Genomic DNA, 24006 nt, shown 5'->3' on the forward strand with positions numbered 1-24006 from the left:
CACCGCAAAAAATAATCTCATTTATGCAGATGATTATGATCAAATTGCAAGATAAATATTGAATGCCATGATGGTTATTACCTACAGAAGAAAAATCGTATAGCTTTAAGCAGGTTATAAAAATAACGCACAGACAAAAGATGAATTGCAGACATAAAAAAGGCCATCATCAGATGGCCAACCATGTCGAAACGGGACCAGCCCTTGACTATGCAGAGAGTCAGGGCTGTTTTTTTATTTCTTACTTAATAACGGTTTTCAGCGCTTCGCCGATATCGGCCAGGCTACGAACAGTTTTCACGCCTGCAGCTTCCAGCGCAGCGAATTTCTCATCCGCTGTACCTTTACCACCCGCGATGATCGCACCCGCGTGACCCATACGCTTACCTTTCGGCGCAGTCACACCCGCGATGTAACCTACAACCGGCTTGGTTACATGATCTTTGATGTAAGCAGCCGCTTCTTCTTCCGCGCTACCGCCGATCTCACCGATCATGACGATCGCTTCAGTCTGCGGATCTTCCTGGAACAGCTTCAGGATGTCGATGAAGTTAGAGCCTGGGATCGGGTCACCACCGATGCCTACACAGGTAGACTGGCCGAAACCATAGTCGGTGGTCTGCTTAACCGCTTCATAGGTCAGGGTACCTGAACGGGAAACGATACCCACTTTACCCGGCTTGTGAATGTGGCCCGGCATGATACCGATTTTACATTCACCCGGAGTGATAACGCCTGGGCAGTTCGGGCCGATCATGCGTACGCCAGCTTCATCCAGCTTCACTTTCACGGTCAGCATATCCAGCGTTGGGATACCTTCGGTGATGGTGATGATAAGCTTGATGCCTGCATCAATTGCTTCCAGGATGGAGTCTTTGCAGAATGGCGCCGGAACGTAGATAACGGTGGCGGTTGCGCCGGTCGCTTCTACTGCTTCACGTACGGTGTTGAACACTGGCAGACCCAGATGCGTGGTGCCGCCTTTGCCCGGCGTAACGCCACCGACCATTTGCGTACCGTAAGCGATCGCTTGTTCAGAGTGGAATGTCCCCTGGCTACCGGTGAAGCCCTGGCAGATAACCTTGGTATCTTTATTAATTAAAACTGACATTATTTCCCCTCCACTGCGGCAACAACCTGCTGAGCTGCATCCGTCAGACTTTTCGCTGCAATAATATTCAGGCCGCTATCAGCCAGTTTTTTCGCGCCGAGTTCAGCGTTGTTACCTTCCAGACGTACCACGACCGGAACGTTTACGCCTACTTCTGCTACCGCGCCGATGATACCGTCAGCGATCAGGTCGCAACGTACGATACCGCCGAAGATGTTAACCAGTACGGCTTTAACATTGTCATCAGAGAGGATAATTTTGAACGCTTCGGTTACACGCTCTTTGGTCGCACCGCCGCCAACGTCGAGGAAGTTAGCCGGTTCGCCGCCGTGCAGCTTAACGATGTCCATGGTGCCCATTGCCAGGCCCGCACCGTTAACCATACAACCGATGTTGCCGTCCAGCGCAACGTAGTTCAGTTCCCACTGTGCAGCCTGCGCTTCACGCGGATCTTCCTGAGACTGGTCGCGCATTTCGCGCAGGTCAGCCTGGCGGAACAGTGCGTTGCCGTCAGCGCCCAGTTTGCCGTCGAGGCAGATCAGGTCACCCTGCTTGGTCACCACCAGCGGGTTGATTTCGATCAGCGCCAGATCGCGCTCCAGGAAGATAGTCGCCAGACCCATGAAGATCTTGGTGAACTGCTGAACCTGTTTACCTTCCAGACCCAGTTTGAACGCCAGCTCACGCCCCTGGTAGGGCATCGGGCCTGCAAGCGGATCGAGCGCCACTTTGTGGATCAGATGCGGGGTTTCTTCCGCCACTTTTTCGATTTCCACGCCGCCTTCGGTAGAGGCCATGAAGACCACGCGACGGGAGCTACGGTCAACAACTGCGCCGAGGTAAAGTTCTTTACCAATGTCGGTCGCGGCTTCAACCAGAATCTGATTTACCGGTTGGCCATGAGCGTCTGTCTGGTAAGTGACCAGACGTTTACCCAGCCAGTGTTCAGCAAAAGCGCGAATGTCTTCTTTGCTGTTTACCACCTTCACACCGCCCGCTTTACCACGGCCACCAGCGTGAACCTGACATTTCACTACCCACGGGCCAGCACCGATTTTAGATGCAGCTTCTTCGGCTTCACGCGGAGTAGTACAGGCATAACCCACCGGTGCCGGTAAGCCATAGCGGGCAAAAAGTTGTTTTGCCTGATATTCATGTAAGTTCATGTGTTCTGTCCATCCTTCAGGTAATCGTTATCTTTTACCCGTAGGTCTGATAAGCGTCCAGACCTACGGGGCAGGTGATACTCTTATTAACTACACGTCCAGCAGCAGACGCGTTGGATCTTCCAGCAACTCTTTAATGGTTACCAGGAAGCCTACTGACTCACGACCATCGATCAGACGGTGGTCATAAGACAGCGCCAGATACATCATCGGCAGGATTTCAACCTTGCCGTCTACCGCCATCGGACGATCTTTGATGGCATGCATACCCAGGATGGCGCTCTGCGGTGGGTTGATGATCGGCGTAGACATCAGGGAACCGAACACACCACCGTTAGTGATGGTGAAGTTACCACCCGTCAGATCTTCGACCGTCAACTTGCCGTCGCGACCTTTAACTGCCAGTTCTTTAATATTCTTCTCAATGTCAGCCATACCCAGCAGATCCACATCACGCAGGACCGGCGTGACCAGGCCACGCGGCGTGGAGACCGCCATGCTGACATCAAAGTAGTTGTGGTAAACCACGTCATCGCCGTCGATGGACGCGTTCACTTCCGGATAGCGTTTCAGCGCTTCAACAACCGCTTTCACGTAGAAAGACATAAAGCCCAGACGGATACCGTGGCGTTTCTCGAACGCATCACCGTATTGCTTACGCAGGTCCATGATTGGCTTCATGTTGACTTCGTTGAACGTGGTCAGCATGGCGGTAGAATTTTTCGCTTCCAGCAGACGCTCGGCTACGCGTTTGCGCAGACGAGTCATCGGAACACGTTTTTCGCCACGCGCGCCCAGTTGAGCCTGCGGTGCAGGTGCTGCAGCCGGGGCTTTTGCTTCGGCTTTCGCAGCCGGAGCTTTCGCCAGATGTTTTTCAACATCTTCACGGGTGATACGACCGCCGACACCGGTGCCGTTGATAGCGCTGGCTTCGAGGTTATGCTCACCCAGCAGGCGACGGATCGCCGGGCTCAGGGCATCGTTGTTCTGCTCAGCAAGAGACGCCTGCTGGCGCTGTGCCGGAGTAGAATCTTTCTCTTCAGACTTAGCACTGGTTTCTTTACCGGTGCTATTGCCTTCACGCAGGCGACCGAGGATCTGGCGAGAAGTGACGGTTGTCCCTTCATCTTCCAGAACCGCATCAAGAATACCGTCCGCTGATGCCGGTACTTCCAGTACCACTTTGTCAGTTTCGATTTCTACCAGTACTTCATCACGACGTACTGCATCGCCCGGTTTTTTGTGCCAGGTTGCAACCGTTGCATCCGCTACGGATTCAGGCAGGTCGGGAACAAGAATATCTACGCTACTCATTATTTATCCTTTATTTAATCGACGTTCAGCGCGTCATTTACCAGATCTTGTTGCTGCTTCTGGTGAACGGACATATACCCTACTGCCGGAGAGGCAGAGGCCGGGCGACCTGCATAACGCAGAGCTGACCCAAATGGAATTACTTCACGGAAATGATGCTGGCTGCAGTACCATGCGCCCTGGTTGAGCGGCTCTTCCTGGCACCAGACAAAATCATGTACGTGAGCAAATGGTTTCAGCGCTTCCTGCACCGCTTTATGCGGGAACGGATAGAGCTGTTCGATGCGCACAATGGCGACATCTTTTTGGTCGTTCTTGCGGCGTTGCTCCAGCAGGTCGTAATAAACCTTACCAGAACACATCACGACACGCTTCACGCCTTTAGGATCAAGTTCATCTACTTCGCCAATGGCTGGCAGGAAAGTACCATTTGCCAGTTCGTCCAGCGTAGACACCGCCAGCGGATGACGCAGCAGCGACTTCGGTGACATCACCACCAGCGGACGACGCATACCTCGCAGCGCCTGACGACGCAGCATGTGGTAAACCTGCGCCGGGGTAGACGGGACGCAAACCTGCATGTTTTGCTCAGCGCAAAGTTGCAGATAACGTTCCAGACGCGCGGAGGAGTGCTCCGGACCCTGACCTTCATAGCCGTGCGGCAGCAGCATAACCAGACCGCACATACGGCCCCATTTCTGCTCACCGGAAGAGATGAACTGGTCGATAACGACCTGCGCACCGTTGGCGAAGTCGCCGAACTGTGCTTCCCAGATGGTTAGCGTGCGCGGTTCTGCTGTGGCATAACCGTACTCGAACGCCAGCACGGCTTCTTCAGACAGTACGGAGTCCCATACGCGGAAGGTGCCTTGTCCGTTATGCACATGCTGCAGCGGAGTGTAGGTTGAACCGTTGGCCTGGTTATGAATTACCGCGTGACGGTGGAAGAAGGTTCCGCGACCGGAGTCTTCACCAGACAGACGAACCGGAATGCCTTCGTCAACCAGCGTGGCGTAAGCCAGATTCTCTGCACCACCCCAGTCAAACAGCTTCTCGCCTGCGGCCATGGCCTGACGGTCGCCGTAAATCTTGGCAACACGCGACTGCATTTCAACCGCTTCAGGTACAGTGCTGATGCGTTTTGCCAGCTCCTGCAGACGCTTCATCTCAACTTTGTTCGGGTAGTTTTCATCCCACTCGTGGTTGAGGTACGGCGACCAGGTGAAGGAGTGCATGTTCATTGGACGCCACTCTTTCACTACGCATTCGCCAGCATCCAGCGCGTCACGGTACAGATTGACCATTTCAGTCGCATCTTCCAGCGTGGCGACCTTGTCCGCTTCCAGCTTATCAGCGTAGATTTTGCGCGGGGTCGGATGCTTTTTGATTTTCTGATACATCAGCGGCTGGGTTGCGCTCGGCTCGTCGGCTTCGTTGTGGCCGTGACGGCGGTAGCACACCAGATCGATGAAGACATCGCGTTTAAAGGTATTACGGAAATCCAGCGCCAGGCGGGTCACGAAAGCGACCGCTTCCGGGTCATCCGCGTTCACGTGGAAAATCGGCGCCTGAACCATCTTACCGATGTCGGTACAGTACGGTGTAGAACGCGCATCCAGCGGGTTAGACGTAGTGAAGCCCACCTGGTTGTTGATAACGATGCGAACAGTACCGCCCACTTCGTAACCACGCGCTTTCGACATGTTCAGGGTTTCCTGAACCACGCCCTGCCCGGTAACTGCCGCATCACCGTGAATGGTGATTGGCAGGACTTTATTGCTGCTCGGCTCGTCCAGACGATCCAGACGTGCACGTACGGAACCGATAACTACCGGGCTAACGATTTCCAGGTGCGACGGGTTAAACGCCAGCGCCAGGTGTACCAGGCCGCCTTCGGTTTCGATATCAGACGAGAAGCCCATATGGTACTTCACGTCACCGGTGCCGAGGTGTTCTTTATGTTTGCCCGCAAATTCGTCGAACAGTTCCTGCGGGCGTTTGCCCAGTACGTTAACCAGAACGTTCAGACGACCACGGTGCGCCATGCCCAGTACCACTTCACGGGTACCGCTGTTACCGGCGTGGCGGATCATCTCTTTGAGCATTGGGATTAACGCATCACCGCCTTCCAGCGAGAAGCGTTTTGCGCCCGGGAACTTAGCGCCCAGGTAGCGTTCCAGACCTTCTGCTGCAGTCAGTTCGCTAAGGAAGCGTTTCTTCTCTTCGCTACTGAATGCGGCACGGCCAGACTCGATACGCTGCTGAAGCCAGCGTTTTTCTTCGGTGCTGGTGATGTGCATATACTCGGCGCCAATTGGGCCGCAGTAGGTTTGTTTCAGCGCGACAACCAGGTCGCTCAGCTTCATGGTGTCTTTGCCGCCGGCAAAAGAACCTACGTTAAAGCTTTCCTGGAAATCCGCATCGGTCAGATCGTGGAAAGACGGGTCCAGATCGGCCACATTTTCTTGTTGCCACAGTCCCAGCGGATCGAGATTCGCATGCTGATGACCGCGGAAACGATAGGCGTTAATGAGCTGCAGGACTTTAACCTGCTTCACATTGGCATCAGGGTCGGAAATAGAAGAAGAGTAACGTGGGGTAATCAACGCCTGTCGACGGAAATAATCACGTGTTTTTGAGTGGAGTTGATCCGGTTTGACTCCGGTACCAGGTAACTGCTGGAACGTCGAACGCCAGTTAGCATCTACCGAGTCAGGGTCGGTTAAGAAGTCTTCATAGAGCTGTTCTATCCAGCTCTGGTTTGAACCAGAGAGGTAAGAAGAGTCCAACCAGGCTTTCAAAGCGCTGTTCTGCATCGTGATCCCTTAAGCATTTGTATGCTTACTTCGCCGTGGATACTACCACGCACACCGATGTGCGTGCCGGGGTTCACTTGTTGCGGACTGTCGTGTTTTCTGCGTCCGCTAAGGAACCTTTAAAAACTGTCTAATAATGTGGCAGTTTTTAGAGGTTTCCTGCACTTATATTGCCTGATGGCGCTTCACTTATCAGGCCTACAAGGTACATAACCCGTAGGCCGGATAAGACGCTACGTCGCCATCCGGCAACCACTACAACAACTTACGCACTACGTTTGAGCAGCATCGACTTAATATGGCCGATGGCACGCGTCGGGTTCAGTCCTTTCGGACATACGCTGACGCAGTTCATGATGCTATGGCAGCGGAATACGCTGAAAGCGTCACTTAAACCTTCCAGGCGGCTGTCGGTCTCGGTATCGCGGCTATCAATTAAGAAGCGATACGCTGCCAGCAGGCCTGCCGGGCCAATAAACTTGTCCGGGTTCCACCAGAATGATGGGCAGGACGTTGAGCAGCATGCACACAAAATACATTCATACAGCCCATCGAGCTTCTCACGCTGCTCTGGCATTTGTAAATGCTCACGAGCTGGCGGATTTTTCCCATTATTCAACAAGTAAGGCTTAATCTTCTCATACTGTGCGTAGAATTGCCCCATGTCTACCACCAAATCGCGCACAACCGGTAAACCCGGCAGCGGGCGAATGACAATTTTTTTGCCCGGCTGATTCAGCGCAGAAATAGGAGTGATACAGGCCAGTCCATTTTTGCCGTTCATATTCAGACCGTCGGAGCCACAAACCCCTTCACGGCAGGAGCGACGAAACGACAGCGACGGATCTTTTTCTTTCAGCTGCATCAAGGCATCCAGCAGCATCATGTCACGCCCTTCTTCCGCCTCCAGGGTGTAATCCTGCATGCGCGGAGCGTCGTCAACATCCGGGTTATAGCGATAAACTGAAAACTCGAGTTTCATTGTCCTGTCTCCGCATTAATAAGTACGAATCTTCGGCGGGAATGCCGGGCGCAGCTTCGGTTCCATATTGACTTGACGTCGCGTCATGGATTCCGATTCTGGCAGGTACAGGGAATGGCACAGCCAGTTTTCATCATCACGTTCCGGGAAGTCGAAGCGGCTATGCGCGCCACGGCTTTCGGTACGGAAGTTTGCAGATACTGCAGTGGCGTACGCGGTCTCCATCAGGTTATCCAACTCCAGACACTCAACGCGCTGGGTGTTGAACTCGCTGGAGGTATCGTCCAGACGGGCATTTTTCAGGCGTTCTCGGATCGCTTTCAGCTCTTCCAGACCTTTCGCCATCGCATCGCCTTCGCGGAATACCGAGAAGTTATGCTGCATACATTCTTGCAGCGCTTTGCGAATCGCCACCGGGTCTTCACCGTTACGGTTACCGTTCCAGCGGTTCAGACGCGCCAGAGAAGCGTCGATTTCATCTTCGGTCGCATCCAGCAGGTCACCCTGCTCAGCGATAGATTCCTGCAGGTGCAGACCAACCGCACGACCAAATACGACCAGGTCCAGCAGCGAGTTGCCGCCAAGACGGTTGGCGCCGTGAACCGATACGCAGGCGATTTCGCCGACGGCAAACAGCCCAGGGATCACCACATCTTCACCCTGCTCATTCACGGTCAGCGCCTGACCAGTAACTTTGGTCGGAATACCGCCCATCATATAGTGGCAGGTTGGGATAACCGGGATTGGCTCTTTAACCGGGTCAACGTGAGCAAAGGTACGGGACAGTTCGAGAATGCCCGGCAGGCGGGATTCCAGCACTTCTTTACCCAGGTGGTCGAGTTTCAACTTAGCGTGCGGGCCCCACGGGCCGTCGCAGCCGCGACCTTCGCGAATTTCGATCATGATGGAACGCGCCACCACGTCACGACCCGCCAGGTCTTTCGCATTCGGGGCATAACGCTCCATGAAGCGCTCACCGTGTTTGTTCAGCAGGTAGCCACCTTCACCACGGCAGCCTTCTGTTACCAGAACGCCAGCACCGGCGATACCGGTTGGGTGAAACTGCCACATCTCCATATCCTGCACCGGCACGCCAGCGCGGATAGCCATACCAACACCGTCACCGGTATTGATGTGGGCATTAGTAGTGGACTGATAAATACGGCCAGCACCGCCGGTCGCCAGCACGGTCGCACGGGCTTTGAAGTAAACCACTTCACCGGTTTCGATACACAGCGCGGTACAACCGACAACTGCGCCATCGGCGTTTTTTACCAGGTCCAGCGCATACCACTCGGAGAAGATGGTGGTATGGTTTTTCAGGTTCTGCTGATACAGCGTGTGCAATAGTGCATGACCGGTACGGTCGGCCGCTGCCGCTGTACGAGCCGCCTGCTCGCCGCCGAAGTTCTTCGACTGGCCGCCAAACGGACGTTGATAAATTGTGCCATTGTCGAGGCGAGAGAACGGCAGCCCCATGTGGTCCAGCTCCAGAATCGCTTCCGGACCGGTTTTACACATATATTCAATAGCGTCCTGGTCACCAATGTAGTCCGACCCTTTAACGGTGTCGTACATGTGCCATTCCCAGTTATCTTCATGGGTATTACCGAGCGCAACGGTGATGCCACCCTGCGCGGATACGGTATGGGAACGGGTTGGGAACACTTTGGAGAGCAGCGCACAGGTCTGACCGCTCTGGGAAATTTGCAGCGCCGCGCGCATACCTGCGCCGCCGGCACCAATCACAACAGCATCAAATTCTCTGACTGGCAGTTTCATTACACACCCCACACCACAACAAATCCATAAATGACGTAAACCACCAGCGCAACGACGATAGCCAGTTGCAGAATCAGGCGCACAGCCAGAGGTTTAACGTAGTCGGTCAACACCTGCCACATGCCGATCCAGGCATGAATCAAGATGGAGAAAAGTGCCAGCAGGGTGAAGACTTTGGTGAATGCCGATGAGAAGAAACCGGTCCAGACTTCATACGTCAGCTCGCCGCTGGTGGCGAAGAAACCGACCATATAGATGATGTATAACGTCAGAACGATAGCGGTAGCACGGACCAGAATGAAGTCATGTACGCCGTTGCGTCCTAATGCGGAGGCGTTGCTTACCATACGAGGACTCCTGCGAGAAGTGAAAGCACGACAATGATAACGAAACAAATTTTGGCGGAGCGTGTCCCTGCTTCGAGGGTTTCTTCGATATAGCCAAAATCCATCAACAGATGGCGAATGCCCATTACGGCGTGATATGCCAGCGCAATCAGGATCCCCCACAGAATTAACTCTACAAAGAAGTTATTCATAATGGATGACGCGGTGAGGAAACCTTCAGGGGAGGAAAGGCTGGTACCCAATAACCACAACAGAATCCCGACCGCCACGAAGGTGATCACTCCGGATACGCGATGGAGAATGGACGCTATCGCCGTGATTGGGAACCGGATCGTTTGCAGATCCAGATTGACAGGTCTTTGTTTTTTCACATTTCTTATCATGAATAACGCCCACATGCTGTTCTTATTATTCCCTTTAGACTTCGGGTACAGAAGATGAAGACACCTGTAGCCTGAAAGACGACGGGATTTCCTTCCTCCGGTCTGCGTGCGGGTCAGACAGCGTCCTTACTATAACTACGCGTCATATAAAACACTGCTTCCAGATGCTAAAACGACACGTTACAACGCTGGTTGGCTCGGGATTGCAGGGTATTCCGGAGACCTGGCGGCAGTATAGGACGTTCACAAAATCATTACAATTAACCTACATATAGTTTGTCGGGTTTTATCCCGAACAGTGACATAGGTCACGATAACAACATTATTTTAATTTTTAATCATCTGATTTGACAATCATTAAACAAAGTTGTTACAAACAACACCAGAAAAAGCATATAATGCGTAAAAGTTATGGGGTCACTCTTTCACCGGAGATTTAGTTATGTAACAGTGTGGAAGTATTGACCAATACCTTCAGGACAGTTATTAGTGATAGACAGGTTAAATAATTCGGATTGCTAAGTTCTTGATTTGCAGTTTATTCGCCATGAAAAGACCGTTTTACCTGCAAGCGCCCATAGCTCTGTACCCAGGTCATCCCCTCTTTCGCAGAGCGGCGAGCCAAATAACAAACTGGTAACGGTTTATTGATGCACGAAGGCAAATTTAAGTTCCGGCAGTCTTAAGCAATAAGGCGCTAAGGAGACCGTAAATGGCTGATACTAAAGCAAAAATCACTCTAAATGGTGACGCTGCTATTGAACTGGATGTGCTGAAAGGTACGCTCGGTCAAGATGTTATTGATATTCGTAGCCTTGGCTCAAAAGGGATGTTTACTTTTGACCCAGGTTTCACCTCTACCGCATCCTGCGAATCCAAAATTACTTTCATCGACGGTGACGAAGGTGTTTTGCTGCATCGCGGCTTCCCGATTGACCAGTTGGCGACCGAGTCCAACTATCTGGAAGTGTGTTATATCCTGCTGTACGGCGAAAAACCGACGCAGGAAGAGTACGACGAGTTCAAAACCACAGTCACTCGCCATACCATGATCCACGAGCAGATCACCCGTCTGTTCCACGGTTTCCGCCGCGACTCTCACCCGATGGCCGTTATGTGCGGTGTAACCGGAGCGCTGGCAGCGTTCTATCATGACTCGCTGGATGTAAACAACGCGCGTCACCGTGAAATCGCCGCCTTCCGCCTGCTGTCCAAAATGCCAACCATGGCAGCGATGTGCTACAAATATTCCATCGGGCAGCCGTTCGTGTACCCACGTAACGATCTCTCCTACGCCGGTAACTTCCTGAACATGATGTTCTCTACGCCGTGCGAAAAATACGAAGTGAATCCTATCCTGGAACGCGCAATGGACCGTATCTTAATCCTGCACGCTGACCACGAACAGAACGCCTCAACCTCTACCGTACGTACCGCGGGCTCTTCTGGCGCTAACCCGTTTGCCTGCATCGCAGCCGGTATTGCTTCCCTGTGGGGACCGGCTCACGGTGGCGCAAACGAAGCTGCGCTGAAAATGCTGGAAGAAATCAGCTCTGTTAAACACATTCCGGAATTTGTTCGCCGCGCGAAAGACAAGAATGATTCCTTCCGCCTGATGGGCTTTGGTCACCGTGTTTATAAAAACTATGACCCGCGCGCTACCGTCATGCGTGAAACCTGCCACGAAGTGCTGAAAGAACTGGGTACCAAAGATGATCTGCTGGAAGTGGCGATGGAACTTGAGCACATTGCGCTCAACGACCCGTACTTCATCGAGAAGAAACTCTACCCGAACGTAGACTTCTACTCCGGCATCATCCTGAAAGCGATGGGCATTCCGTCCTCCATGTTCACCGTGATCTTCGCCATGGCACGTACCGTTGGCTGGATTGCACACTGGAACGAAATGCACACCGACGGCATGAAAATCGCGCGTCCGCGTCAGCTGTACACCGGCTACGACAAGCGCGATTTTAAGTCTGATATTAAGCGTTAATTGTCTGCCGGATGGCGCTAGCGCTTGTCCGGCTTAAAGTTATAAACGCTCCCAGGCCGGATAAAGCAGTGATGCCTATGTCCGGCCTGTTTTTATTTGATCCACATTATTTTATTCTTATCGTGCTTTCTCTATGATTTACTGAGATTTCTCACATTTTACTCAGGAGCATGGGATGCCTGTTTTGCAGTGGAGCCTGTTGTTTGTGCTATCGCTCCTTCTTTCCCTGCTCTTTCTGTTTATCCATCTTCCAGGCCCCTTGCTGCTCGGTTCGATGATCGTCGGCATCATTTTCAGTATGCGCGGCATCTCGCTGCATCCTCCTCGCTGCACATTTCTTGGCGCACAGGCGATTCTCGGCTGCATGATTGCCCAAAATCTGACCGGTTCAATCTTTACAACCCTTGCAGCCCACTGGCCGATGGTGATTGTTATCCTGCTGGCAACCCTTATCAGCAGCGCGATAATCGGCTGGCTGCTGGTTCGCTACAGTAATCTACCGGGGAATACCGGTGCGTGGGGCTCGTCGCCAGGCGGTGCAGCGGCAATGGTCGCAATGGCCCAGGATTATGGAGCCGACATCCGGCTGGTGGCATTTATGCAGTATCTGCGCGTACTGCTGGTGGTCGGCGCGGCTGCGCTGGTCACCCGGCTGGTGATGGGTGACCAGGCCCAAACGATCAGTGAACAAATCATCTGGTTTCCGCCGCTAAGCGGCAATCTTTTCAACACTCTGATGCTGGCCGCCGTTGCCGGCACGGCTGGACGCCTACTGCGTATTCCCTCTGGCGTTATGCTATTGCCAATGCTGGTGGGTGCCATGCTGAATGCAAGCGGAGTGATGGTGATTGAACTGCCGGAATGGCTACTGGCAATAGCCTACATGTCAATTGGCTGGCAAATCGGTCTTGGCTTTGACAAGCAGATCTTTTTGATGGCATTACGACCACTGCCACAGATCCTGTTGTCCATTTTTTCACTGATGGCGATCTGCGCCGCCATGGCCTGGGGACTGGCGCATTACATGCAGATCGACTTTCTCACTGCCTATCTGGCAACCAGTCCTGGAGGAGTGGATTCTGTTGCGGTGATCGCCGCAGGAAGCCACGCAGATATGGCGCTCATCATGGCGATGCAAACCCTGCGACTGTTCAGCATTTTGTTAACTGGCCCCGCAGTCGCACGTTTTATTTCGGTGCACGCACCAAAACAACCCGCTTAGTGCTGACAACCCGGACACCAGTAAAAGGGGCGCGAAGAGAGCATCGTTTTCTCGATTATTCCACCACAACGCTCACAGGTTTCGCCGTCCCGATGAAAGACCTTAAAGCGAAACAACGCACCGTGATGTTTATTCTCATCGACCAGGCCACGGGTAGTATAAGACAGCCGCGGAATATCAAGCAGCGCATGTGCCAGTTTATCCAGTTGCTCATCACTAAGCTGCGACGCTTTATGCTGCCCGGTCAACCCGACCTGCCAAAGGATCTCTACCCGCAGGTAGTTACCTAATCCCGCCAGAAACGCCTGGTCCAGTAGCAGACCAGAAAACTGGCGGTTGCGAAAACGCGGAGATAACAGACGCGCTTTAACCTCATCGGGCGTTAAACGCAAATCCAGTACATCCGGCCCTACCCGTTGCAGAAACGGGTGGGCGGAAAGCTGTTCTGGCGTCAGCATTTCGATATCAGACGCGCTATAGAGCAGAATAGTTTTGTCGTGTGTCTGCAGCCTGACACGCAGTACCCGCGAAGTTTGCGGAATTTTGCCTGTATCCACCACTCGCCACACGCCATAGAGCTGATTGTGACTGTACAGCGTCAGGCCATTAGAAAAATGAGTCAGTAATGCTTTCCCCCGCGTTTCAAGCTGGGTTACACGTTGCCCAATCAGTTGAGATTGATACGGTTTTAACTGCTCAAAGGCAAACCAGACATCCGTCAGGGGTTTGCCTTTGACTGCCGCCTCCAGGTTATCCGCCGCGCGGCGGATCTCCGGGCCTTCAGGCATAATACTTTCCTTTGTTAATGTGTTGCGCCGCCCGTCACTGCGATATCGCTTTCCACTTGCAAGGCGGTGGCAATCGCAATCTCCAGCGCACGGCGCACCGTTTCTGTCGCCATACTTGGCGCCCCGGGATGCTGTGCAGCCTGTTGCGGCAAATAAGGGATATGAATAAAGCCGCCCTTCACCGCCGGTACGTCGCGTAGTTTATGCAGCAGGCCATACATCACGTGGTTACACACGAAAGTACCCGCAGTCTGGGAAACCGAGGCCGGTATTCCCGCGTTGCGCATGGCGACAACCATCGCTTTAATCGGCAACGTACTAAACCATGCCGCCGGGCCATCGACTACAATCGGCACATCGACCGGCTGTTGCCCCTGGTTATCCGCAATACGCGCATCGTCAACGTTAATCGCCACGCGTTCCACGGTGATATCCGTGCGACCACCCGCCTGCCCCACCGCCAGCACAAGTGATGGCGACAACGCGTCAATCGCGGCATTGAGTACAGCGAGAGACTCGCCAAAGACACACGGTAGTTGGCGGGCAATAACGCGGCATCCGCCGATAATAGCATTGTCGAGGCTCGAGACCACTTCCCAGGAAGGGTTAACTGACTCGCCGCCAAAGGGTTCAAATCCCGTGATGAGTACTGTTTTCATCCTTCCTCCTTACAGGAACATCAGGAAATACATCAGGAACACGTTGACCAGTAGCAGCAGTACGCCTGTTGGCACCTGCGCTTTAATCACCGCATTTTTGTCCGGTAGTTCCAGCAACGCTGCAGGAACAATATTAAAGTTCGCCGCCATTGGCGTCATCAGCGTCCCGCAATAGCCGGAGAACATACCAATCGCCGCCATTACCGCTGGGTTGCCGCCGTGTTGCAGTACGAGGATTGGGATACCAATCCCAGCGGTCACGATCGGGAAAGCAGCAAACGCATTACCCATAACCATGGTCAGCAATGCCATGCCGATGGTGTACACCGCCACCGCGATAAAGCGACTATCCACCGCCAGATATTCCTGCGTCAGGTATGAAATGCCGCTACCCACACCCGCCGCTGTAAACAGCAGCCCAAGCGTAGCCAGAATCTGCGGCAGAATGAACGCCCAGCCAATGGAGTCCAGCAGACGTCGTGCCTCCTGAATCGGTTGATGCACCCGCTCATGGGTCATTTTTATCGCCATCGCCAGACCAATCAACGAGCCCGCTGTCATTGAAAAGAGCGTTACCAGCGTGGCGTGATTACCCGGCCCGAACAGCACATCCTGTAAGCCCGGAATATGGTTGAACATCAGTACGCCAATGACCGTTACCACCGGGATCGCTAATGCCGGGAAAAACAGGCGGTTGCCCAGGCGGCTGGCGCTTTCTTCGCGCTGTTGCTGCGTGCGTTGATGGTAGCTTCCCAGCTTCACACCGCCAAAACCCGCGATCAGGGCCAGCACGACCACCGCAACGCCGACGGCAATATGCACTGCGCGTTTATCGCCAAACAGCGAGTATGTCCAGTCACCAAGCAGAAACAGTACGCCATAGATGCCCCAAAACAGGCCTGTGGTGAAACGGCGCGGGTTTGCTTTGTCCTGCCATGACATCAGCGCCACAATCAGTAATACCGCACCTGCCAGCCAGTAGAGATAGCTTTGTTGAAAATTCATTTCGCTTCCCCTTTCGCTGCGGCATTCGCTTTCGCCACCTCACGTTGCAAATAGCTATCCAGACGCCACAAACGCGTGCCGTGTATCAGGAAAGCACAAATTGCCGTTGGGATCCCCCACAAGGCGATATGCAGCGGTTCGGTCTGGATCCCACCAGACTCCAGCATAAAGTTGTGCATGAATATGATCGCGCCGAAGGCAACAAAGATATCTTCACCGAAAAACAGCCCGACGTTATCGGTCGCCGCTGACATTGCGCGCAGGCGATAGCGAACCGCGCCGGGTATCTCGCCGTGATTTTTCTCGGCGGCCCCTTCCGCCATTGGCGCCAGCAGCGGGCGCACCATCTGCGGATGCCCCCCCAGACTGGTCAACCCTAACGCAGCAGTCGCTTCGCGAATGAACAGATAGACAATAAGCAGACGGCCACTGGTGGCACTGCGGATTTTAGCAATCCACGCCTGAGCACGCTCTTTGAGTCCGTGGCGTTCCAGCAGGCCAATAACCGCCAGCGGGATCAGCAGGATAAACGGCAGGTTGCGGGTGTTAAGAAAACCTTCACCCAGCTTCTCGAGGATGGTGGCGATCGGCATATGCGCCGCCAGTCCCGTGACGATCCCGGCAATAATAACCACCAATACCGGATTAAAACGTAAAAGAAATCCGACCACGATGACGGCGATCCCCGTCAATGGCCAGAGAGATATCACCTCTCCCATAACTCATTCCCGTATATGTTGTTGTGTAATATATTGTTGTTTTGTATGGTAAATCTTATGCACCAATTTCAATATTGCATGCATTAAAGGCGCTACGCAAGCGACGGGCAAAAGCGAGTGCGTGCTCGCCATCCCCATGAATGCATACCGTCTGGGCGGTCACGCTTGCCCATGTTCCACTTTGGCTTTTTACTCTGCCGGATTGCACCATTTCTAACGTTTGCGCCAGCGCCTGTTCTTCATCCTCAATCAGTGCGCCCGGCTGGTTACGTGGCACCAGACTGCCATCGGCCTGATAACCCCGATCGGCAAAAACCTCCTGACGCGTTATCAAGCCATAGTGTTCTCCAGCGCGAATCAGTTCGCTTCCCGCCAGCCCGACCAGAACCAGCGACGGATCGCAGGCATGAACCGCTTTCGCAATCGCATCGGCCAATTGAGGATCTTTCGCCGCCTGGTTATAGAGCATGCCATGCGGTTTGACATGGCGCATCACGCCACCTTCTGCCCTCGTGATGGCAGCCAGCGCGCCAATTTGATACAGCGTCTGTGCATACACCGTTTGTGCAGGCAGAGTCATGGCGCTACGACCAAAATTTTCCCGATCCGGAAAGCTGGGATGCGCGCCTACCGCCACACCATTTTTTAACGCATCACGCACGCTTGAGAGCATAGTTTGCGCATCGCCGGCGTGAAACCCACAGGCGATGTTGGCCGATGAAACCAATTGCAGCAACGCTGCATCGTTCGCACATCCCTCACCGAGGTCTGCATTGAGATCAATTTTCATTGTTAAGTCGCCATGCTAACTGTTCCAGATAACGCTGCTGGTCGTAGCGCGCCTTCAGCGCTTCCTCCAGCGAACACTGCACAAAATGAATCGGCTGACCGAGCGGGATCTGCGCCAGATGATACATATCTGCCTCGATAATACAGGCGATGCGCGGATAGCCACCCGTCGTCTGAGCATCGTTCATCAGCACGATTGGCTGGCCATTATGCGGAACCTGCACCACGCCGGGGAGCAAACCATGCGACAGCAGCTCGCGATCGGTCGTGCGCGTCAGCGGCTGCCCCTGAAGACGATACCCCATACGGTTACTTTGCGGGCTAAGCTGCCACGGCGAGCGCCAGAAAGAGGCCTGCGATACCTCATCAAACTCCTGATACTCAGGGCCGGGCAGTGCGCGAATGAGATTACCCCACATCAGTTGTTTTACACCTTGTGGCCCGTTGAATTGCCGGGTAGATACGCCAATCGCCAGTCGATCGCCATCACGCAGCAGACGCCCTTCAAACCCACCGATGCCCACTTTCAGATCGGTACTGCGCGAGCCCATCACTTCGGGAACATCAATACCGCCCGCTACCGCCAGATAACTGCGCATGCCATGAAGCGGGCGTTTTAGCGTCAGGCGCTGCCCGGCTTTTACCGGTAACCGCCATCCGCTCCATACGGGAGTTCGATCCAGATGCGCTTCGCATCCGGCACCGGTCAGGGCAAACCAGCCATCGGCTTCAAACTCCACCACCAGTTGCCCCAGCGTGATTTCCAGCGCTGCGGCATTCGCATCATTACCCACCAGCAGGTTAGCCACGTTCAGCGCCGGTTTATCCAGCGCGCCGCAGTGACTAATTCCGGATTGACGAAAACTATGGCGTCCCCCGTCCTGTACTGAGGTGTACATGCCAGCGCGGATGATGTTTAACATATCCCCTCCTTCTGCGGGACAAAACGCACGGTATCGCCAGCCCGTAACAGAATCGGCTCCTCCCGTTTTGGATCAAATAACGAAACGGAGGTACGCCCAATCAATTGCCACCCACCGGGTGTGGCAAGCGGGTAGATCCCCGTTTGAGATCCACCGATACCGACAGAACCTGCCGGAACAAGCAAACGCGGTTCCGCACGTCTGGGGGTATGCAGCTGTTCAGGTAAGCTCCCGAGATAGGGAAATCCCGGCTGAAAACCGATAAACCACACCACATAGTCAACTGACGCATGAAGTTCGACGACCTGCTTGTCGCTTAATCCACTGTGTCGGGCGACCTCTGCCAGATCAGGGCCAAACTCACCACCATAGGTCACAGGTATTTCAATAAAGCGTGAATCCGGCTCCAGTGCTTCACTCTCTTCCCACCAGCGCTGCAGGCGTTCAATCGCATCCAGCGCCAGTGTTTGCGGGTCGCGCAGGGTAACCGTGATATTGTTCATTCCCGGAATAGCTTCAAGCACATTCGGGGCGTCAACTAAACGCTGAGCCAGACGCCAGATGCGTTTCTGAGTCGCCAGCGTGATGGGGGGCTCCAGTTCGAGAACCACCGCCGTTTCACCTAACAGATAACAACGCGCTCGCTGCACTTTCATCCCTCTTTATTACGCTGGATTAGGAATATCGATAAAGGTTACGTCCAGAGCGGTATTTTCATTCAGCCATTCGCTTAATGCGCGAATGCCGCCGCGTTCGGTCGCATGGTGACCGGCAGCATAAAAATGCAGCCCCTGCTCGCGGGCTGAGTGAATGGTTTGCTCAGAGACTTCACCGGTAATAAAGGCGTCGACACCAAATCGGGCTGCGCTATCAATAAAACTTTGACCGCCCCCGGTACACCAGGCAACGCGCTGAACTTTCTCCGGCCCGGTATCACCGCACCATAACGGTTTACGACCTAAACGCGCTTCAATCCACGATGCCAGCTCCAGCCCCGGAACCGGCATGGAGAGTTCTCCCCATGGCACCAGCGGTTCAATTTCACCCATCACGGTGATTCCTAACAGCGCGGCCAACTGCGCGTTATTCCCCAATTCCGGGTGTGCATCCAGCGGCAAGTGCCAGCAATACAGGTTGATATCATTTTCTAACAGCGTTTTCAGACGATTGCGCTTCATGCCGCGAATAACCGGAGATTCGCCTTTCCAGAAATAACCGTGGTGAACGATAACCGCATCCGCTTGCTGGCGTACCGCCTCGTCCAGCAATGCCTGGCTTGCAGTCACACCGGTCACGATTTTATGCACCGTCTCTTTGCCCTCAACCTGCAAACCATTCGGCGCATAATCGCTAATGGCGGCGCTGTTTAGTTTGTCGTTGATCAGTTGTTCCAGTTCGGTGTTTTTCATCATCGTCCTCGTAGTCATCATTTCTGCCTGCCCAATCAGCAACACAGCTTAGGTTAAAATAGCGTCCCCGCCTGCGTTCGTCGATAGCCATTTCACTGACACATAAAGAAACAATCACACCCGCTTTGAACGTGATTTGCTTACCACTACGCGATCTAATTCATGTATATTTATGCAATCAGACAGCATATTGCAAAAATAATCAGATCTGTATCAAAGTTACAACTTTAAGGAAACACACTCGCGCAGCACGTTCAGCCAGTCGCGAGGCATTTACTTCGAGAAAATAATGAATAAACAAGCATCTCAACCACGGGCGATATACTACGTTGTCGCGCTACAAATCTGGGAATACTTCAGTTTTTACGGCATGCGTGCGCTGCTGATCCTGTATCTCACTAACCAGCTTAAGTACGACGATAATCACGCATATGAACTGTTCAGCGCCTACTGCTCGCTGGTCTATGTCACCCCTATTCTCGGGGGATACCTGGCCGATAAAGTGCTCGGCAATCGAATGGCGGTGATGATCGGCGCATTTTTAATGGCGGTGGGGCATCTGGTTTTGGGTGCCAGTGAAATGGCCCCGGCGTTCCTCTATTTGTCGCTGGCGATAATTGTCTGCGGTTACGGTCTGTTTAAATCAAATATCAGTTGCCTGCTTGGCGAGTTATATCAACCTGAAGACCCACGTCGCGATGGTGGATTCTCTCTGCTCTACGCCGCCGGTAACATCGGTTCGATCATCGCACCAATTGCCTGCGGATACGTGCAGGAAGAGTACAGTTGGGCGATGGGCTTTGCGCTGGCTGCCATCGGCATGCTGGCAGGGCTGGTGATATTCTTATGTGGTAATCGCCATTTCGCCCACACCACCGGCGTCAACAAGGCCGTTCTGTGTGCTAAAACCTTTATTCTGCCAAACTGGGCCTGGCTGTTAGTTTTGTTGGTTGCCGCACCGCTGCTGATTACCGTGCTGTTCTGGAAAGAGTGGTCCGTTTACGCACTGATTGTTGCCACCATTATTGGTCTGGCAGTTCTGGCGAAGATTTATCGCCAGGCACAGACGCAGAAACAACGCAAAGAGCTGGGGCTTATCGTCACGCTGACCTTCTTCAGCCTGTTGTTTTGGGCCTTTGCTCAACAGGGCGGCAGTTCGATCAGCCTGTATATCGACCGCTTCGTTAACCGCGATATTCTGGGGTATTCCGTCCCTACCGCGATGTTCCAGTCGGTTAACGCTTTTGCCGTTATGCTGTGCGGTATCGTACTGGCGTGGGTAGTCAAAGAAAGCGTGAGTGGCAATCGTACCGTACGTATCTGGGGTAAATTTGCCCTTGGCCTCGGCTTAATGAGCGCTGGGTTCTGTATTCTAACCTTGAGCGCTCGCTGGTCCGCTGCTTACGGCCACTCTTCGATGCCGCTGATGGTACTTGGGTTGGCGGTCATGGGCTTTGCCGAACTGTTTATCGATCCGGTGGCAATGTCACAAATTACGCGTATTGAGATCCCTGGTGTTACCGGCGTATTAACCGGCATTTATATGCTGCTTTCCGGTGCTATCGCCAATTACCTGGCAGGCGTTATCGCCGATCAGACCTCACAAGGCTCGTTTGATGCTGCGGGCGCTATCAACTACTCCATCAATGCCTATATTGATGTCTTTAGTGAAATTACCTGGGGCGCGCTGGCCTGTGTGGTGCTGGTGCTGATGATTTGGCTGTACCAGTCGCTTAAGTTCAGAAACCGTTCACTGGCGGTAGAATCCTGAGTGTAGGGGCCCGATGATGTAATCTGATTCGGGCTTTTTTCAGGAATTACGCATGACTGGCAGTCAACTCCTCTTCAGAAAGACCTGTAACCAGAAGCACCATGTTGCGATCTATTCCCTGCTCCAACATAGTTTGCGCTATACGTAATGCGGCTTCTCGTTTGCTTTGCTACAAACCTTCCTGTAATCCATCTAAGCGTAACCGCTCCGCAATCGTCATCAGCTTTTCCTTGTGTTGGGGGATCCGTTGCGCCATATCTTGTATAAATTCATTAAAGCGAGATTCATCGCCAGATTGCAGGATGTAATTAAACATCGCCTGTAGTTGTGTGTCATTAGCGCACCCTGTAAGTAACAGCGTGGCAAGCTGATCTACCAGTCCCAGCAAATCCCGCTGACGGATATGTTTTTGCAGATCTGCTGGAAGGTATTACGCAGAAATCCGCTGCGCGCTTATCCATTACGCGCCGCCTCATATGCCGCCAGCGTCGCCAGCCTCGCCTGTTTATGATCCACAATCGGGCGAGGATAACTTAGTGTCACCTGCGCTTTTTCAGCCCACGACCACGGTTCATGAATGGCTTTACCCGGCACGTCGCGCAGTTCCGGCACCCACTGGCGGATAAACTCACCGTCACGGTCGAATTTTTCGCCCTGCGTCGTGGGGTTAAAGATACGGAAATACGGTGCGGCGTCGGTTCCGGTTGAGGCTGCCCATTGCCAGCCGCCGTTATTGGCCGCCAGGTCGCCATCGATCAGTTGCGACATAAAATACTGTTCGCCTTTACGCCAGTCGATCAGCAGGTCTTTCACTAAAAAACTGGCGGTAATCATGCGTAAACGATTATGCATCCAGCCCGTTGCGTTGAGCTGACGCATGGCCGCATCCACAATGGGGTAGCCCGTATTCCCTGTTTTCCAGGCCTGCAAATGCGTCGGATTATTCTGCCATTGCACGCGATCGGTCCAGCGAATAAAAGGTTGATACCGACACAGCGCCGGATGGTAAGTCATCAGATGACGATAAAATTCGCGCCAGATAAGCTCATTCAACCAAACGCTACCTGCCCCATCCTCAAGCGCCTGCGGCTGCTCCACGAGCAGTCGATTCAGGCACTGGCGCGGTGATAGTCCTCCTGTCGCCAGGCTTGCGGATAATCGACTGGTTCCGTCAATCGCCGGAAAGTCACGCAGTTGTTCATATTCTCCGGCGGCCTGCTGGCAAAAATGGCGTAACTGCGCGATGGCCAATTTTTCTTCTGCCGGAAATTGCTGCGTATCAAAATCCTGCTGCGGGTAGCTCAGCGAGATGGATGTTAATGGAGAGTCAAGAGCACCGCTTTCTCTCACCTTCGGCGCACTGACACATTCTGGGAACCCGTCTTTTATCCGCTTCAGCCAGGCATTTTTAAACGGCGTAAAGACTTTATACATCTCGTGATTACCGGTCATGACCGCCCCCGGAGGCAGGATCACGCTGTCGTCAAACCCTTCGCACACCACCTGAGGTAATGACTTTTCGACGGCAGCATCACGCTGGCGTTCGTTTATTTCATATTGATAGTTATAAAATATTCGACTGGCGCCATGCTGTACGCAGACGTTTTTGACGGTTTCCACACTGGTCGCAAAATCAGCAACTTCATGAAACAGAAGCGGGATGCCCTTTTCTGCCAGCGCCGTTTGCAACGCGTTCAGCTGCGCGTTAACCAATGCCGCCTGACGTGGGGCCATATCATGCGCCTTCCACTGTTCAGGCGTGGAAATATAGAGCGCGAGTACATGTGCAGAACGATCCCGACAAGCCGCCGCCAGCGCGAGATTGTCGTGCAGACGCAAATCACGCCGAAACCAGACCAGATTCGTGGTCATAACACTCCCTGATAAAAATTAATCATTGCCCTGTAAACGCCAAATCGCAGGCCAGAGTTCAAAATAACGTTGCCCGGACAACCAGGTGTTCGGGTGCTCAGCCATATAGTGTTTGAGGAGCATTAAGGGTGCAAGTAGCGGCTGCGCCTCGCGTCGATAGTTATCGATTATCGAGGTCAATTCCTGACGTTGACGCAGATCGAGCTGATTACGGAAATAGCCCTGTACGTGCATCAATACATTGGTATGGTTACGCCGGGTAGCAGGATTTAATAACAGATGGGTCAATCGTAGGCGATACTCGGTAAAAAAAGCATCGAGATCTTGCCATTCATGGATTGCGGCAACGAAGGGGCCAAGCTCCCGATACTCTGGCTGGGAATGCGCCAGTAGTACCAGTTTGTAGCGAGTATGATAGTCAATTAATGCGCCCCGCGTTAATTTTCGCTGACGCAGGCGGTGCAATTCATGCAAAGCGTAAACACGTATTAATGTATTTTCGTCGAACTGAGGTGCCTCACTCGCTTCTGTGGTCAGACAGGTGCGGATACCAACAGGAATTCTCGTGCTCATCGCCACTCCTTATCCGTTACTCAGATAAGTGTAGACGTCGGCGTATAAAAAAACCGCCACATTGCTGTTAGCGGTTTTCTTGAACAATAACGACAACTTAATAGAAGTCGCAGGTGGCTTTTTCAGCCTGCTCCATCCACACCGGTTTATCACTGGTTTTGGACCAGACGCGGTGCAGATAGCTGTAAAAACGGGCGCGGTCTTTCCAGAACAACATGACCGGCAGCGCCAGCACGCCCGCCACAACGGCAAAGGTACGGCGCAAGAAAACAATGTGTGCTGGATATTCTTTATAAAAGTCCATAATCCTCTCCCATATATCTGTTCGGTGAATCGCACCGGAAAAATAAACTTGGTTAACTGATGAAAATAATACCGC

At 53.2% G+C, this 24006-nt stretch carries 22 protein-coding genes and 2 pseudogenes; 4 read left to right on the forward strand and 20 right to left on the reverse strand.

Going from position 1 to position 24006, the window contains the following annotated elements; translation table 11 throughout:
• Nucleotides 1-241: 241 nt before the first annotated feature.
• The 8 genes from sucD to sdhC all read right to left on the reverse strand — a co-directional run bounded on the left by sucD (nucleotide 242) and on the right by sdhC (nucleotide 9916).
• A complete protein-coding gene (sucD, locus tag OGY18_RS15975) occupies nucleotides 242-1111 on the reverse strand; it encodes a succinate--CoA ligase subunit alpha (RefSeq protein WP_003022929.1) in 870 nt (289 codons plus the stop codon).
• Nucleotides 1111-2277 carry an ADP-forming succinate--CoA ligase subunit beta gene (gene sucC / locus OGY18_RS15980; protein WP_003022927.1) on the reverse strand — a complete coding sequence of 389 codons (1167 nt, stop codon included), beginning with the start codon at nucleotides 2275-2277 and terminating at the stop codon, nucleotides 1111-1113. Before sucC ends, sucD begins: the two co-directional genes overlap by 1 nt.
• A gap of 90 nt (nucleotides 2278-2367) precedes the next feature.
• Entirely contained in the window at nucleotides 2368-3591 is a 1224-nt protein-coding gene (gene odhB, locus OGY18_RS15985) for a 2-oxoglutarate dehydrogenase complex dihydrolipoyllysine-residue succinyltransferase (protein WP_003022925.1), read from the reverse strand.
• Between the two features lie 14 nt (nucleotides 3592-3605).
• A complete protein-coding gene (sucA, locus tag OGY18_RS15990) occupies nucleotides 3606-6407 on the reverse strand; it encodes a 2-oxoglutarate dehydrogenase E1 component (protein ID WP_003831411.1) in 2802 nt (933 codons plus the stop codon).
• A gap of 265 nt (nucleotides 6408-6672) precedes the next feature.
• Nucleotides 6673-7389 (reverse strand): succinate dehydrogenase iron-sulfur subunit SdhB, encoded by a 717-nt coding sequence (gene sdhB / locus OGY18_RS15995; protein ID WP_003022921.1) that lies wholly within the window; start codon nucleotides 7387-7389, stop codon nucleotides 6673-6675.
• A 15-nt stretch (nucleotides 7390-7404) separates the two neighbouring features.
• Complete coding sequence (gene sdhA / locus OGY18_RS16000) at nucleotides 7405-9171, reverse strand: succinate dehydrogenase flavoprotein subunit (RefSeq protein ID WP_003831409.1); 1767 nt, start codon at nucleotides 9169-9171, stop codon at nucleotides 7405-7407.
• Nucleotides 9171-9518: a succinate dehydrogenase membrane anchor subunit gene (gene sdhD / locus OGY18_RS16005; RefSeq protein ID WP_003831408.1), complete on the reverse strand. Its 348-nt coding sequence runs from the start codon at nucleotides 9516-9518 to the stop codon at nucleotides 9171-9173. Before sdhD ends, sdhA begins: the two co-directional genes overlap by 1 nt.
• Entirely contained in the window at nucleotides 9512-9916 is a 405-nt protein-coding gene (sdhC, locus tag OGY18_RS16010) for a succinate dehydrogenase cytochrome b556 subunit (protein WP_003831406.1), read from the reverse strand. Before sdhC ends, sdhD begins: the two co-directional genes overlap by 7 nt.
• 383 nt (nucleotides 9917-10299) lie before the next feature.
• Here sdhC and OGY18_RS16015 point away from each other — a divergent pair.
• The 3 genes and pseudogenes from OGY18_RS16015 (at nucleotide 10300) to OGY18_RS16025 (ending at nucleotide 13119) form a co-directional block, all read left to right on the forward strand.
• A pseudogene (locus OGY18_RS16015) lies at nucleotides 10300-10410 on the forward strand (hypothetical protein).
• Between the two features lie 203 nt (nucleotides 10411-10613).
• Nucleotides 10614-11897: a citrate synthase gene (locus OGY18_RS16020; protein ID WP_003022909.1), complete on the forward strand. Its 1284-nt coding sequence runs from the start codon at nucleotides 10614-10616 to the stop codon at nucleotides 11895-11897.
• 175 nt (nucleotides 11898-12072) lie between these two features.
• Nucleotides 12073-13119 (forward strand): AbrB family transcriptional regulator, encoded by a 1047-nt coding sequence (locus tag OGY18_RS16025; RefSeq protein ID WP_149281361.1) that lies wholly within the window; start codon nucleotides 12073-12075, stop codon nucleotides 13117-13119.
• On the opposite strand, the gene nei is transcribed toward OGY18_RS16025, so the two are convergent.
• The 8 genes from nei to ybgI are packed head-to-tail and all read right to left on the reverse strand — an operon-like array spanning nucleotide 13116 to nucleotide 19411.
• Nucleotides 13116-13907, reverse strand: a complete 792-nt coding sequence (gene nei / locus OGY18_RS16030; protein ID WP_148362252.1) for an endonuclease VIII — start codon at nucleotides 13905-13907, stop codon at nucleotides 13116-13118. The two genes, OGY18_RS16025 and nei, sit on opposite strands and share 4 nt — an antisense overlap.
• 14 nt (nucleotides 13908-13921) lie before the next feature.
• Complete coding sequence (pcp, locus tag OGY18_RS16035; RefSeq protein WP_003831398.1) at nucleotides 13922-14566, reverse strand: pyroglutamyl-peptidase I; 645 nt, start codon at nucleotides 14564-14566, stop codon at nucleotides 13922-13924.
• Nucleotides 14567-14575: 9 nt separating this feature from the next.
• Nucleotides 14576-15571: a DUF979 domain-containing protein gene (locus OGY18_RS16040; protein ID WP_286553597.1), complete on the reverse strand. Its 996-nt coding sequence runs from the start codon at nucleotides 15569-15571 to the stop codon at nucleotides 14576-14578.
• Nucleotides 15568-16290 (reverse strand): DUF969 domain-containing protein, encoded by a 723-nt coding sequence (locus OGY18_RS16045; RefSeq protein WP_003831395.1) that lies wholly within the window; start codon nucleotides 16288-16290, stop codon nucleotides 15568-15570. The genes OGY18_RS16040 and OGY18_RS16045 overlap by 4 nt, the downstream gene beginning before the upstream one ends.
• A gap of 55 nt (nucleotides 16291-16345) precedes the next feature.
• Nucleotides 16346-17080, reverse strand: a complete 735-nt coding sequence (gene pxpA, locus OGY18_RS16050) for a 5-oxoprolinase subunit PxpA (RefSeq protein ID WP_008784130.1) — start codon at nucleotides 17078-17080, stop codon at nucleotides 16346-16348.
• Nucleotides 17070-18002, reverse strand: coding sequence for a 5-oxoprolinase subunit PxpC (gene pxpC, locus OGY18_RS16055; protein WP_286553599.1), 933 nt, complete (start codon nucleotides 18000-18002; stop codon nucleotides 17070-17072). Before pxpC ends, pxpA begins: the two co-directional genes overlap by 11 nt.
• The gene (pxpB, locus tag OGY18_RS16060) at nucleotides 17996-18652 is read right to left on the reverse strand and encodes a 5-oxoprolinase subunit PxpB (RefSeq protein WP_003831391.1); all 657 of its coding nucleotides are present in this window, start codon (nucleotides 18650-18652) and stop codon (nucleotides 17996-17998) included. Before pxpB ends, pxpC begins: the two co-directional genes overlap by 7 nt.
• A 15-nt stretch (nucleotides 18653-18667) precedes the next feature.
• On the reverse strand, nucleotides 18668-19411 hold the full coding sequence (gene ybgI / locus OGY18_RS16065) for a radiation resistance protein YbgI (RefSeq protein WP_286553740.1): 744 nt from the start codon (nucleotides 19409-19411) through the stop codon (nucleotides 18668-18670).
• A gap of 289 nt (nucleotides 19412-19700) precedes the next feature.
• On the opposite strand from ybgI, the gene dtpD reads away from it, so the two are divergent.
• Nucleotides 19701-21182, forward strand: coding sequence for a dipeptide permease DtpD (gene dtpD / locus OGY18_RS16070; RefSeq protein ID WP_003831389.1), 1482 nt, complete (start codon nucleotides 19701-19703; stop codon nucleotides 21180-21182).
• A 46-nt stretch (nucleotides 21183-21228) separates the two neighbouring features.
• Here the strand turns inward: dtpD and OGY18_RS16075 are convergent.
• From OGY18_RS16075 to OGY18_RS16090, 4 genes and pseudogenes are all read right to left on the reverse strand, one after another.
• Nucleotides 21229-21597: pseudogene (locus OGY18_RS16075) on the reverse strand (Rpn family recombination-promoting nuclease/putative transposase); the annotation flags it as partial.
• Between the two features lie 38 nt (nucleotides 21598-21635).
• A complete protein-coding gene (gene phrB / locus OGY18_RS16080; RefSeq protein ID WP_286553601.1) occupies nucleotides 21636-23054 on the reverse strand; it encodes a deoxyribodipyrimidine photo-lyase in 1419 nt (472 codons plus the stop codon).
• Between the two features lie 18 nt (nucleotides 23055-23072).
• On the reverse strand, nucleotides 23073-23627 hold the full coding sequence (locus OGY18_RS16085) for a DUF1722 domain-containing protein (protein WP_003831377.1): 555 nt from the start codon (nucleotides 23625-23627) through the stop codon (nucleotides 23073-23075).
• Nucleotides 23628-23724: 97 nt separating this feature from the next.
• Nucleotides 23725-23931, reverse strand: coding sequence for a YbfA family protein (locus tag OGY18_RS16090; RefSeq protein ID WP_003022870.1), 207 nt, complete (start codon nucleotides 23929-23931; stop codon nucleotides 23725-23727).
• Between the last annotated feature and the right edge of the window lie 75 nt (nucleotides 23932-24006).

The sequence above is a fragment of the Citrobacter sp. Cpo142 genome, from assembly GCF_030332425.1.
Taxonomy (GTDB): domain Bacteria; phylum Pseudomonadota; class Gammaproteobacteria; order Enterobacterales; family Enterobacteriaceae; genus Citrobacter; species Citrobacter portucalensis.